The organism is Klebsiella sp. G-Nf4, from assembly GCF_002810615.1.
Classification (GTDB): domain Bacteria; phylum Pseudomonadota; class Gammaproteobacteria; order Enterobacterales; family Enterobacteriaceae; genus Klebsiella; species Klebsiella variicola.
Genome location: NZ_PION01000005.1, coordinates 251,715 through 264,141, shown reverse-complemented (window position 1 = coordinate 264,141; position 12,427 = coordinate 251,715). Strand labels below are relative to the sequence as shown.

Below are 12,427 nucleotides of genomic sequence, written 5' to 3'. Positions count from 1 at the left end.
TAAGATTAATTACTTCTTCTTATAGATGTTAGCGGAGACGTGCAGTTTTTTATCGGTATTACCGGAGGAGAGCACGATAACGTCCGCGCCTTTTTCATCGGCCTTTTTAATCAGTTCTTCTCGGGCATCGCTCGGCGCAGTCTGGCCAGTAGAGGAAATGGTGCCGATTTTGGTATATTGCGTATGGACCTTATTAAAGGCTTCTTTCGTTAAAATCTCAGCGGAGAAGGCGTTCGCCGTTAAAAACAATGCTGCACCTGCCACTAAAGCTGCATATTTCATATTTTTAAACTCCATTGTTTATTTTGCTATCATCATGCTCTTGTTTTAACTGACCAATGAGCGGTTTCAGATTGTACTAACGCCGCTTTTTTTTCAAGTGCAATACTGCAATTTTATGACGTTTAGGTAACTATTTTTTAAACAAAAGATGACGTGGTTCTCATTGATAATTCTTGCTTTTTTTTGCCGGATGAACATAGGGGCGGCGCCAGACCTTTTTCCACTGTTGTTAGCTGAAAATTAGCTGAGGCGCCGGCAGGAGAAGGGGGCGGGGGCGCTGACAGACATTCCCGGGAACATGGTTTATCATAAAGAAGAGCAGGGGCTACGCCCATGGTCATGCAGGTCACCAGGGAGACAAGATGTTAACGAATAAGCGAGAGAGTGCGCGGGAGCAGCGAGCCGCGTTGTGGGCCACCCGAGATAATGTCCAGAGACATGCGCTGTCGATGAGTATGCCCTGGCTGGCCTTCGTCAACATCGCTTTCGCGTTAATGATTTTCTTCCGTAATTTCATCTTCACTTATTTTGATCAGAAGTTACTGACGCACCAGGCGGTTATTCCTTATATTGAAGTGGCGCTGATTGCGGTCATTATTATTTCGACTATTTTAGCGGTCATCGCCGTCACGCCGCGGCTGGCGCAGGGGCGATATACGCTGAATGTTATTACCGGGCTGCTGCTGGCGCTCAGCCTGTGCTGGTCCCTAAGTAATTACTGTTTTATCTTTTTCTGGACGTTGCCCTTCGCCTGGCCACTGCTGGTGATTTTAATGACCACCGGCCTCACCGCGCTGTATCACCACTGGCCCGGAATTATCGCCTTTATGCTACCGATGTGGGTGACCGCCTTGCTGGCAGGGGTGCAGATTCACTATGACGCTGAAGTACGATTTTTGACCTTATGGGCTATTTTTACGGCGATTTTGCTTTATGGGCGGCGTATTCTGCAGCGCTGGTATGATGAAGCCTGGGATACGCACCAGGAAAATATGCAGCTTATCCATCGGCTGGAAAGTATCGCCAACCAGGATGCCTTAACCGGAACGGCCAACCGCCGGGCACTGAATGCTTTTCTGGCGCAGCTCTGGGAGCAAAAAGCACCTTTAGCGCTGATGATGATCGATGTCGATTACTTTAAGCGCTATAACGACCATTACGGTCATCAGGCCGGCGATGACTGCTTATCGTCTGTCGCGCAGGTGCTTAAAATGGCGGTGCGGGCTGAGGACGATCTGGTGGCCCGCTACGGCGGCGAGGAGTTTGTGGTGGCGCTGCCCGGGGTTTCCTTAGCGCACGCCACCGCCATTGCCGAGCGCATTCAGCAGAAAATCCACGACGCGGCCCTACCGCATGAAGCCTCAGCGGTGGCGGAGGTAGTGACCGTCAGTATGGGGATCGTGGCTTCCGATGGTACGGTCCCGGTGGAGGCGCTCATCGCCCGGGCGGACAGTGCGTTGTACCAGGCTAAAAATAAAGGACGTAATCAATGGTCTTATTAACCCGGCTCCACTGCCGGGCGAGGGAGAAGGGATGAAACGGATTGCGCGGATCGCCCTGCTGGCGCTGCTGCTAACCGGCTGTGCCGGGGAAAAGGGAATTATCGATCGCGATGGATACCAGCTGGACACTCGCTATCCGGCGCAGGCGGCCTATCCGCGAATAAAAGTGCTGGTGATCCACTATACGGCAGACAATTTTGATGTTTCTCTGGCGACGTTGACCGATAAAGAGGTCAGCTCCCACTATTTAATCCCCGAGCAGCCGCCGCGTTATCATCATAAACCGCGGATCTGGCAGTTGGTGCCGGAAGAGGATTTAGCCTGGCACGCCGGGGTGAGCTACTGGCGCGGCAGTACGCGTATCAATGATACGTCCATCGGCATTGAGCTGGAGAACCGCGGCTGGCAGAAGACGGCGGGCGTCAAAAGCTTTACCCCCTTCCATCCGGAACAGATAGCGGCCCTGATCCCGCTGGCGCGCGATATTATCACCCGCTACCACATCGCGCCGCAGAACGTGGTGGCCCATGCCGATATCGCGCCGCAGCGTAAAGACGATCCGGGGCCGCTGTTTCCCTGGCAACAGCTGGCGCAGCAGGGGATTGGCGCCTGGCCTGACGAGCAGCGAGTGGCCTTTTATCTGAACGGACGGCCGGCCAGCGATCCCGTTGACCCAGAGGTGGTGCTGGATTTACTGGCGCGCTACGGCTATCAGGTGACGCCGGAGATGACCCCCGCGCAGAAGAAGCGGGTGATTATCGCCTTCCAGATGCACTTCCGTCCGCAGCGCTGGGATGGCGTAGCGGATGCGCAAACTGAAGCGATAGCCGAGGCGCTGTTAGAAAAATATGGCCAGGGTTAGCGGTGAAGTTTACCGTGGTCGCGTAGCCAGGCGGCGGTACGCACAATGCCGTCGTCAAGCGTCACCACCGGCTGATAGCCCAGTTCATCCTGCGCGCGGGTGATGTCGAGCGTAAAATCAAAGTTAAGTTTGGAAACGCCGTAGTGGGTAAAGGCGGGCTCTTTGGCTGTTTTATCACCAAAACGTTCCATGCTGCGGGCAATAATATCCAGCATCGGGTAGGGAACTGAGCGGATCCGGCACTTGATGCCCAGCTCGTCGATCAGTTTCTGCACGATGCTTCGCAAGGTGCGCGGTTCGCCGTTGCTGATATTCCACGCGCGGGCGGAAGGAAGATGATCGCAGGCCGACTGGCTCGCCAGCCACATCGCATGCACGGCGTTTTCATAATAGGTCATGTCGACCAGCGCGCTGCCGCCCCGCGGCAACAGGACGCTGCCATAATGCTGCATCATTTGCGCCAGCCGGGGAATAAAGACTTTGTCGTGCGGCCCGAACAGGCTCTGCGGGCGCAGAATAGTAAAACGGGTATGCGGGTTGGCCTGCGCCAGCAGGTTGATCACCTCCTCGCTGGCCGCTTTGCTGCGGGCAAACTCGTTGGCGAAGCGGTGCGGGCGGAAATCTTCCTGGATATCGCGATGGTGGTGATAATCGAAATAGAGCGATGGCGAAGAGATATGGACGAAATTGCGTACCCCCCATGCTACAGACCATTCGCCCAGGCGACGGGTGGCGCGGACGTTAGCGAGATCGAAAGCCTGCTGGGTGCCCCAGGGCGATGTAAAACTCGAGCAGTGCCACAGGGTATCGATACCGGCGAGCATCACTTTAGCCTGCGAAGAGACCAGCTCGGTTAAATCTGCCGGGATGAATTCCGCCCCCATTTTGCTCAGAAGCTTACCCATCGCTTCGTTGCGCCCGGTGGCTCGCACGCTGATGCCCTTATTGCGCAGATATTCCACTGCGTTGCGGCCTAATCCGCTGGTCGCACCGGTAACCAGTACCTTCATATCACTCAACTGTCCCAGAAAAGAATTTCGTGCGCATTTTTCCGTGATTCTCCCGACTATGCAATGAGAATCATGAAAGAATAATACTTATCCTTCGTCTATGCCTGAGATTTGTTCGGCCAGCCGGGCGATGCGTTGCGCCATACCGCGGAAAATAAACAGATGCGCCGGGATCATCAGCAGCCAGTAGACCAGTCCGGGCATACCGTGCGGGTGCCACCAGGCGCGCACGTCCAGTTCACGACGCTCGCCTTTATCGTTAATCGTAAAGCTTAACCGGCCCAGGCCCGGCGCTTTCATGCCGAATAATAAGGTTAGCTGTTTTTCTTCCTCCACGATAATCACCTTCCAGCTGTCGACCGTATCGCCGGTTTGCAAATAGTCGCGCTGTGGCCGCCCTTTAGCTAAGCGGTGGCCGACCAGCAGGTCCATCGCACCGCGGGTTTTCCACAGGATATTGCCGAAAAAATATCCCTCTTTACCGCCGATTTGGTTAACGACTTGCCACAGCGCCTTGCGGCTCGCCTGGGTGGTCACGGTACAGCCAGCCTGCTTCGGAAAGTAGCCGTACTCCGGGCGCCAGCGGGCGAAGGCCTGCGCGTCGTAGCCCCAGTCGCTGGAGTTTACCAGCCGCTCTTCGTCTTTCAGCGTGAGGCGGACTGCCTGATCGAAGGGGATCAGCGTTTGCGGGATCAGCGCGCGCAGGGCGCGGTCGTCGGCAATCAGATCGTGCTTCAGCCCCTGGATCAGCGCCTTGGCGATGGTTGGCGGGACCGAGGTGATAACGTTAAGAAACCACACCGAGATCCAGCGCGTCGGCAAGGGGATGGGAATGAGAGGGCGATGTTTGCCGCTGACGGCCATAAAGCGAATGAACTGCTGCTGATAGCTTAAGACCTCCGGACCGGCGGCTTCAAAGACGCGGTGTTCGCGGGACGGATGGTTCAGCAGCTCAACCAGGTCAACGAGCAGGTTTTCCAGCGCGACAGGGGTGGTACGCGAGCGTACCCAGCGCGGGGGTGTGAGCACTGGCAGGTTATAAACCATGTCGCGCATCACCTCGAAGGCGGCAGAGCCGGCGCCGACGATAATCCCGGCCCGCAGTTCGGTCACGGGTACACCCGACTCTCGCAGGACATCGCCGGTTACCTGACGGGCGCGCAGATGGTCAGATTGTTCCTGCACCGGGGCCTGCAGCGAACTGAGGAATATCACCTGGCGCACTGACGACTGACGCAGGGCATCGCGCACATGCGTGGCCACCCGCCGCTCATGGGCGATAAAATCGCCGCCTTCGCCCATGCCGTGGACCAGATAATAAAGGGTATCGATGCCGGCGAGCAGTGCAGGCAGAGCCTGCGGCTGATTAAGATCGACTGACCGACAGGTGACGCCGGGCAAATCGAGCTTTTGCAGTCGGTCGATATGGCGTGCCGCCGCCAGCACTGAATAACCCCGCGCGCTTAACTCGCGCACCAAATGCTGGCCAATATAGCCGCTGGCGCCGAGCACCAGAACAGATTGCGACACGCCTGACTCCTTAGCGCTGTAAAAAAGCCTGCCAGTGAGCGACCACCTCGCTCAGCTGCTGACGATTGACATCCAGGTGAGTGACCAAACGGACGATTGGCGAGGCGTTGATCAACACGCCACGCGCCTGCATAAACTCGCCGAGCGCCGAGGCCTGCGCTTCGCCGACGCGCACAAACAGCATGTTGGTATCGTGGCGGGTGACGTCGGCGCCGATGGCGCGCAGCTGCTCCGCCATCCACGCGGCGTTGTCATGATCCTCCTGCAAGCGCTGCACGTTATTTTTCAGCGCGTACAGCCCGGCAGCAGCCAGAATGCCCGCCTGGCGCATGCCGCCGCCGACCATTTTCCGCCAGCGGACGGCACGGCGAATGTACGCCTCGCTGCCGAGCAGCAGCGAGCCTACCGGAGCGCCAAGCCCCTTTGACAGGCAGATGGTGAAGGAGTCGCAGTACTGGGCGATATCACGCAGTTCGCAGCCGTAGGCCACCACGGCGTTAAAGATGCGCGCGCCGTCGACGTGCAGCGCCAGGTCGCGCTGGCGGGTAAATGCCCAGGCTTCCTGCAAATAGTCGCGCGGCAGCACCTTACCGTTATGGGTATTTTCCAGGCTGAGCAGACGGGTGGGGGCGAAATGAATATCGTCGGGTTTGATTTTCGCCGCCACTTTCTCCAGCGGCAGCGAACCATCCGCTGCGGCGTCAATCGGCTGTGGCTGAATACTGCCGAGTACCGCCGCGCCGCCGGCTTCGTACAGATAGTTATGTGCCCCCTGGCCGACGATATACTCTTCGCCGCGCTGGCAGTGGCTGAGCAGACCAACGAGGTTGGCCTGGGTGCCGGTGGGCAGAAACAGCGCCGCCTCTTTGCCGGCGAGGTCGGCGGCATAGCGCTGCAGTTCATTGACGGTAGGGTCGTCGCCATACACATCGTCCCCGACCGGGGCGGCCATCATGGTTTCCAGCATTGCGCGCCCGGGGCGGGTAACGGTATCACTGCGCAGATCGATCACGGCTTTTCCTTGTTCTGGTTCAGAGTATGGCTTCTGTTTTACCTGAGCCAGTTGGTTTTCGCCAGTTCGATGACTTCATCGCCGCGCCCGCTGATGATCGCCCGCAGCATATACAGGCTAAAACCTTTCGCTTGTTCCAGCTTGATCTGCGGCGGGATCGCCAGTTCCTCTTTAGCGACGACGACATCGACCAGCACCGGGCCGTCGGTGCGAAAAGCGGTCTGTAGCGCTTCATCCACCTCGGAGGCTTTTTCAACGCGTATACCTTTGATACCGCAGGCCTCGGCGATGCGGGCGAAGTTGGTATCGTGGAGCTCCGTACCGTCGGTGAGATAGCCCCCAGCCTTCATCTCCATCGCCACGAAGCCCAGCACGCTGTTGTTAAAGATGACAATTTTCACTGGCAGCTTCATCTGCGCCAGCGACAGAAAATCGCCCATCAGCATGCTGAACCCGCCGTCGCCGCACATGGCCACTACCTGCCGCTCCGGCGCAGTGGCCTGGACGCCGATGGCCTGCGGCATGGCGTTGGCCATTGAGCCGTGGTTGAACGAGCCCAGCAGACGGCGTTTGCCGTTCATTTTGAGGTAGCGTGCTGCCCAGACGGTCGGGGTACCGACATCGCAGGTGAAAATGGCGTCTTCATCGGCAAAATGACTGATCTGCTGCGCCAGATACTGCGGGTGAATGGCTTTATCACTGGGTTTAGCCAGATCGTCGAGGCCTTTTCGCGCGTCGCGATAGTGCTCCAGCGCCTTATCCAGGAAGTGGCGATCGGTCTTCTCTTCCAGCAGCGGCAGTAGCGCTTTCAAGGTCGATTTAATATCGCCCACCAGCGCCATATCGACCTTACTGTGCGCGCCGATGCTGCCGGGGTTGATGTCGATCTGAATAATTTTGGCGTCGGTTGGATAGAAGGCGCGATAGGGGAACTGGGTGCCCAGCAGGATCAGGGTATCGGCATTCATCATGGTGTGGAAGCCAGAGGAGAAGCCAATCAGCCCGGTCATGCCGACATCGTACGGATTGTCGTACTCCACGTGCTCTTTGCCGCGCAGGGCGTGGACGATGGGGGCTTTAATTTTGGCCGCGAACTCCACCAGCTCCTGGTGAGCGCCGGCGCAGCCGCTGCCGCACATGAGCGCGATATTGCTGGAGTAGCGAATAAGCTGCGCCAGCTTGCGCAGTTCTTCTTCCGCCGGAGTGACCGTTGGCAACGGCGCATGATACCAGTGGCTGCTGGCGCTCTCCGGGGCGGCCTTCAGCGCCACGTCGCCGGGCAGCACCACCACCGAGACGCCGCGGTTAATCACCGCTTTACGCATGGCGATGGCCAGCACCTGCGGAATTTGTTCCGGGGTGGAGACCAGCTCGCAGTAGTGGCTGCATTCGCGGAACAGTTCCTGAGGATGGGTCTCCTGAAAATAGCCGCTGCCGATTTCGCTGGAGGGGATGTGGGCGGCAATGGCCAGCACCGGCACATGGTTACGATGACAGTCAAACAGACCGTTAATCAGATGCAGGTTGCCCGGCCCGCAGGAGCCGGCGCAGACCGCCAGTTCGCCGGTCAGTTGCGCCTCGGCGCCAGCGGCGAAAGCAGCGACCTCTTCGTGCCGGGTGGGCATCCAGTCAATGGTGCCCATGCGGTTCAGACTATCGCTCAATCCATTGAGGGAATCTCCGGTGACGCCCCAGATACGTTTCACGCCAGCCTGTTCCAGCGTTTTGGCAATGTATGCGGCCACGGTTTGTTTCATGATCTCCATCTCCTTTTTGTGATAACGCCTTCAAGCTTAGATGAAACTGCAGGTTACGTTGCTGATTGCCCCTTATTTTTTGCTGGTTTTATTGCTGAAAAATTGTGCATACTCTGGGACCACACAGGGTGTAAAACAGGAAGCACATCATATGGTTAAGGGAATGTTAAACGCAGTAAATAAAACGCTGTCGCATGAAGACGCCGGTAAACTCTTGTTACGACTCGCCGTCGGCGGGTTAATGCTGTTTCACGGTCTGCACAAGCTGCTGGACGGCGTGGGCGGGATCAGCGGCATGCTGGTGGCGAAGGGGTTGCCGGGGTTTATCGCCTACGGTGTGCTGGTGGGGGAAGTGGTCGCTCCTTGCTTGTTAATTCTCGGCGTCCTGACCCGTCCGGCGGCGCTGGTGCTGGCGTTCACCATGGTGGTGGCGTGGCTGATGGTCGGTCTCGGCAAGACGTTTGCGCTTGATGCGGTGGGGGCGTGGGCGATCGAGAACCTGGTCTATTTCTTTGTTGGCGCGCTGGCTATTGCGCTACTCGGCGCGGGGCGTTATTCGCTGGCCGGTCAGTCGGCCTGGCGGTAAAAATGCCTCATTCGTCCTGGGGCGTAAAGTCGATACTGTTGTCGGTTTGCAACTTTTTCAGTCCGAGAAAGCGTTTATCTCATGTCGCCTGAGCGTTTATTGTCGCCAGGGATTTTCCCGGAGGCGGCGCATTGCGCCTTCTCCGGGCTATCCAATCGCACAGCGCTGTAGCCCCGGTAAGCGGTAGCGCCACCGGGGATTTTGACCTCAGGCCAGCACCAGATCGCTCTGCGGATGGCAGGAGCAGGCCAGCACATAGCCGTCGGCGATTTCGGCGTCAGTGAGCGTCATGGTGCTGGTGACGCTGTACTTCCCGGAAACCACTTTCGTTTTACAGCAACCGCAGACGCCGGCGCGGCAGGCGACGGTCACCGGCACCTTATTACTCTCAAGCGCATCAAGCAGTGTGGTGCCCACCGGCGCGTAAAACTCGCGCGCTGGCTGCAGTTTGGTAAATTTCAGGCCACTGGTCGCGGCCTCCGCCACTGGGGTGAAGAACTTCTCCTTAAAGAAGCGGGTGACGCCCAGAGCGGCAACATCCTGCTCGACCTTCTCCATATAAGGCGCCGGGCCGCAGGTCATCACGGTGCGGCTGGCTAAATCCGGCACGCTCTGCAGCAGCTCCCGGGTCAGACGGCCGGCGACAAAGCCATGAGTGGCATGATGCTCCGCCACCAGGGTGACTGGATACTGGCGCCACTCCTCGGCAAAGATCACATCCTCCGGCGAACGCACGTTATAGATCACCTGCACGTCGGCCTGCGGTCGATACTTCGCCAGCCAGCGGCGCATCGACATTATTGGCGTTACGCCGCAGCCGGCGGCCAGCAGCAGGAATTTATCTTCTGCTTTATCGTCGCAGGTAAACTCGCCCATCGCATCGGACAGCCAAAGGTAATCGCCGCGTTTGACTTCGCGGGTCAACCATTGCGAACCCGCGCCCTCGTCAATACGGCGAACGGTCAGCGTAATGTACTCGCTGACCCCCGGCGTGGAGGAAAGGGTATAGGCGCGCAGTGTTTCCGCCGAGTTATGCACGCTGACCAGGGCGTACTGGCCGGCGCGGTACGGATAGTAATCGTGGCACAGCAGCGAAAGGGTCCACACGTCCGGGGTTTCCTGGTGAATGTGGTGAACCTGCATCCGCCACGGGCACTGGGAGGTTGGCATGGTCATCAGGGACTCCTTATGCGCTCAGCAGCTGCTGCATATCTTGTTCTACGGTGGTCACCGAACGCAGACCAAACTTCTCATTGAGGACCGCCAGCAGATCCGGAGTGAAGAAGCCAGGCGCCGTCGGGCCGGTGACGATGTTTTTCACCCCCAGCGACAGTAGCGTCAGCAGAATGACGATCGCTTTTTGTTCAAACCAGGAGAGCACCAGCGACAGCGGTAGATCGTTAACGCCGCAGCCCAGTTTTTCCGCCAGCGTAACCGCGAGAATAATTGCCGAGTAGGCATCGTTGCACTGACCGGCGTCGACCAGACGTGGCAGGCCTTCGATATCACCGAAGTCCAGCTTGTTGAAGCGATATTTACCGCAGGCCAGCGTCAGGATCAGGCAGTCGTCCGGCACGCTGGTGGCGAAATCAGTGAAGTAGTTACGTTCACCGCGGGCGCCATCGCAGCCGCCGACGAGGAAGATGTGGCGCAGTTTTTCACGGCTGACCAGATCGATTAGCGTATCCGCTGCGCCAAGCAGCGTCTGACGGCCAAAGCCGACGGTGATCAGATGCGGGATTTCGCTATACGGGAAGCCCGCCATCTGCTGCGCCTGGGTGATAACCGGGGAGAAGTCTTCACCTTCCAGATGATTCACGCCCGGCCAGCCGACGATGCTGCGGGTCCAGATGCGGTCGTCGTAGGCGCCGACGGTGGGGTCGATGATGCAGTTAGAGGTCATCACGATAGGGCCCGGGAAGCGGGCGAATTCCACCTGCTGGTTTTGCCAGCCGCTGCCGTAGTTGCCGATCAGATGTTTGAATTTACGCAGCTCCGGATAGCCGTGTGCCGGCAGCATTTCGCCGTGGGTATAGACGTTGACGCCGGTGCCCTCCGTCTGCTCCAGCAGGTTGTAGAGATCTTTCAGGTCGTGGCCGGAGATCAGGATGCACTTCCCTTCGGTGGCTTTAACGTTGACCTGAGTCGGCGTCGGGTGGCCGTATTTGGTGGTTTCACCGGCGTCAAGGATGCTCATCACCTGGAAGTTCATCTGGCCGATCTCCATCGAACATTCAAGCAGCGCGTTCATATCCTCAGGCCAGGTTCCCAGCCATGCCATGATTTTATGGTACTGGGCATAAATCGCGTTGTCGTACTGGCCGAGTACATGGGCGTGCTCCATATAGGCCGCCGCGCCTTTCAGACCGTACAGGCACAGCAGGCGCAGGCCGAGGATATTCTCGCCGATGGCGGCTTTATCTTTATTTGGGGCATAGTCTGCCGCCTGACGCTGCAGGTCACCCAGATCGTCGCTGACCAGGTGTAGATCGGCTACCGGATTATCAACCGCGGCGCTGGCGTCGAGATTCAGGCACTGTGCTTTCAGCGCCTCACGCAGGGCAATAGCCTGACGGGCATAGCCGACGATACGCGGAGAATCGAAGTTGACGTTGGTCAGGGTGGAGAAGAAGGCGCGGGGGGCAAAGCTGTCGACCTCATGATCGATAATGCCATATTCGCGGGCCTTGAGCGCCCAGGCGGACAGGCCTTGCAGTGATGCAATCAGCAGATCCTGCAGATCGGAGGTTTCCGCTGTTTTACCGCACATCCCCTGCGCGTAAGAGCAGCCGTTGCCGGCTGGGGTACGAATGGTTTGTTCACATTGCACACAAAACATGGTCACACCTTTAAAGTTATATTTAATATACATGTTTAAGGTTATGCCGCATGGCACAAGGTGAAAAGGCATTTCTGATACAACTTAAAGGGAGATTGATTTAGCGCAAATTTGGCGGCAGGAAGGTTGCCGCCAGCGCGTACTCAGGCGGTAAAAAAGGCGATCAGGATCGGGACCAGCAGGCTAAGCAGAAAACCGTGCACGATGGCGGCAGGGACGATCTCGACTCCGCCGGAACGCTGGAGCACCGGTAAGGTGAAGTCCATCGAGGTGGCGCCGCACAGCCCCAGCGCTGTGGAGCGGCTGCGGCGAACAAGGCCTGGAATTAACATAATAGCCAGCAGCTCGCGACACAGATCGTTAAAGAACGCCGCGCTGCCGATCACCGGGCCAAAGGATTCGGTGAGTAAAATACCGGAGAGCGAGTACCAGCCGAAACCGCTCGCCATCGCCAGACCGGTCTTTAACGGCAGACCGAGAATAAAGGCGTTAAGTATCCCGCCGAGTAATGAACTGGCCATAACCACCACGGCGACGATCATTCCCCGACGGTTAAGGACTATTTGTCGCAGACTCATTCCATTATTGCGTAATTGAATACCGACGAGGAACAGGAGAAAGATCAGCGTATATTCGCTGGCTTCGGTCGCGTGCTGTAAAAAAGACAGGCCGGTCAGGCCGAGCAGAAAACCGAGCACGACCACGCCGCACAGCTGCAGCGATTCCAGGGCCATGGCCAGGCGCGAGGGTAATTTCTCCTGCCGATGCTGGCTGCGCCATGGCATTTTACTTTCCAGCCACAGCAGGGCGGCAATATTACACAGTAAAATGATGACCACGCTCACCGCGGCGTAATGCAATATGGCCAGCAGGTTGCTGGCCAGATTGTCGAGGAACGCCAGGCTGATCCCCATAAAAAAAAGGATGACATAGACAATCCAGCTGAGCATCCGGTTAATCAGTTTTAGCGCGGAGGGTTGACGAAGTGGCACCAGATAGCCGACAACCAGCGGCAACAGAATGATGAAGAGTCCCGAGAACATGAAC

At 57.7% G+C, this 12,427-nt stretch carries 11 protein-coding genes; 3 read left to right on the top strand and 8 right to left on the bottom strand.

Features of this window, described 5'->3' with window-relative positions:
• Positions 1-9 precede the first annotated feature (9 nt).
• The gene (yahO, locus tag CWM57_RS12995) at positions 10-282 is read right to left on the bottom strand and encodes a DUF1471 family periplasmic protein YahO (RefSeq protein ID WP_008805825.1); all 273 of its coding nucleotides are present in this window, start codon (positions 280-282) and stop codon (positions 10-12) included.
• 362 nt (positions 283-644) lie between these two features.
• On the opposite strand from yahO, the gene CWM57_RS12990 reads away from it, so the two are divergent.
• On the top strand, positions 645-1,784 hold the full coding sequence (locus tag CWM57_RS12990; RefSeq protein WP_100676012.1) for a GGDEF domain-containing protein: 1,140 nt from the start codon (positions 645-647) through the stop codon (positions 1,782-1,784).
• A 31-nt stretch (positions 1,785-1,815) separates the two neighbouring features.
• The gene (locus tag CWM57_RS12985; RefSeq protein WP_100631463.1) at positions 1,816-2,646 is read left to right on the top strand and encodes an N-acetylmuramoyl-L-alanine amidase; all 831 of its coding nucleotides are present in this window, start codon (positions 1,816-1,818) and stop codon (positions 2,644-2,646) included.
• Here CWM57_RS12985 and CWM57_RS12980 read toward each other — a convergent pair.
• The 4 genes from CWM57_RS12980 to poxB form a co-directional block, all read right to left on the bottom strand.
• A complete protein-coding gene (locus CWM57_RS12980; RefSeq protein ID WP_008805828.1) occupies positions 2,643-3,656 on the bottom strand; it encodes an NAD-dependent epimerase/dehydratase family protein in 1,014 nt (337 codons plus the stop codon). The two genes, CWM57_RS12985 and CWM57_RS12980, sit on opposite strands and share 4 nt — an antisense overlap.
• 87 nt (positions 3,657-3,743) lie before the next feature.
• Positions 3,744-5,186, bottom strand: coding sequence for an SDR family oxidoreductase (locus CWM57_RS12975; RefSeq protein ID WP_100631464.1), 1,443 nt, complete (start codon positions 5,184-5,186; stop codon positions 3,744-3,746).
• 10 nt (positions 5,187-5,196) lie between these two features.
• Positions 5,197-6,198, bottom strand: coding sequence for a low-specificity L-threonine aldolase (gene ltaE / locus CWM57_RS12970; protein WP_100676011.1), 1,002 nt, complete (start codon positions 6,196-6,198; stop codon positions 5,197-5,199).
• 38 nt (positions 6,199-6,236) lie between these two features.
• Complete coding sequence (poxB, locus tag CWM57_RS12965; RefSeq protein ID WP_074386614.1) at positions 6,237-7,955, bottom strand: ubiquinone-dependent pyruvate dehydrogenase; 1,719 nt, start codon at positions 7,953-7,955, stop codon at positions 6,237-6,239.
• A 151-nt stretch (positions 7,956-8,106) separates the two neighbouring features.
• On the opposite strand from poxB, the gene CWM57_RS12960 reads away from it, so the two are divergent.
• Positions 8,107-8,541, top strand: coding sequence for a DoxX family protein (locus CWM57_RS12960; RefSeq protein ID WP_074386433.1), 435 nt, complete (start codon positions 8,107-8,109; stop codon positions 8,539-8,541).
• A 207-nt stretch (positions 8,542-8,748) separates the two neighbouring features.
• Here the strand turns inward: CWM57_RS12960 and hcr are convergent, their stop codons facing one another.
• From hcr to CWM57_RS12940, 3 genes are all read right to left on the bottom strand, one after another.
• Positions 8,749-9,717 carry an NADH oxidoreductase gene (hcr, locus tag CWM57_RS12950; protein ID WP_074386432.1) on the bottom strand — a complete coding sequence of 323 codons (969 nt, stop codon included), beginning with the start codon at positions 9,715-9,717 and terminating at the stop codon, positions 8,749-8,751.
• Between the two features lie 10 nt (positions 9,718-9,727).
• Positions 9,728-11,380, bottom strand: a complete 1,653-nt coding sequence (gene hcp, locus CWM57_RS12945) for a hydroxylamine reductase (RefSeq protein ID WP_074386613.1) — start codon at positions 11,378-11,380, stop codon at positions 9,728-9,730.
• A 143-nt stretch (positions 11,381-11,523) separates the two neighbouring features.
• Positions 11,524-12,423 (bottom strand): lysine exporter LysO family protein, encoded by a 900-nt coding sequence (locus CWM57_RS12940; protein ID WP_048329829.1) that lies wholly within the window; start codon positions 12,421-12,423, stop codon positions 11,524-11,526.
• Positions 12,424-12,427: the final 4 nt, after the last annotated feature.

Coding starts and splice junctions, on each gene's coding strand:
- yahO (WP_008805825.1), bottom strand. CDS start 282: ATGAAATATGCAGCTTTAGTGGCAGGTGCAGCATTGTTTTTAACGGCG.
- CWM57_RS12990 (WP_100676012.1), top strand. CDS start 645: ATGTTAACGAATAAGCGAGAGAGTGCGCGGGAGCAGCGAGCCGCGTTG.
- CWM57_RS12985 (WP_100631463.1), top strand. CDS start 1,816: ATGAAACGGATTGCGCGGATCGCCCTGCTGGCGCTGCTGCTAACCGGC.
- CWM57_RS12980 (WP_008805828.1), bottom strand. CDS start 3,656: ATGAAGGTACTGGTTACCGGTGCGACCAGCGGATTAGGCCGCAACGCA.
- poxB (WP_074386614.1), bottom strand. CDS start 7,955: ATGAAACAAACCGTGGCCGCATACATTGCCAAAACGCTGGAACAGGCT.
- CWM57_RS12960 (WP_074386433.1), top strand. CDS start 8,107: ATGGTTAAGGGAATGTTAAACGCAGTAAATAAAACGCTGTCGCATGAA.
- hcr (WP_074386432.1), bottom strand. CDS start 9,717: ATGACCATGCCAACCTCCCAGTGCCCGTGGCGGATGCAGGTTCACCAC.
- hcp (WP_074386613.1), bottom strand. CDS start 11,380: ATGTTTTGTGTGCAATGTGAACAAACCATTCGTACCCCAGCCGGCAAC.
- CWM57_RS12940 (WP_048329829.1), bottom strand. CDS start 12,423: ATGTTCTCGGGACTCTTCATCATTCTGTTGCCGCTGGTTGTCGGCTAT.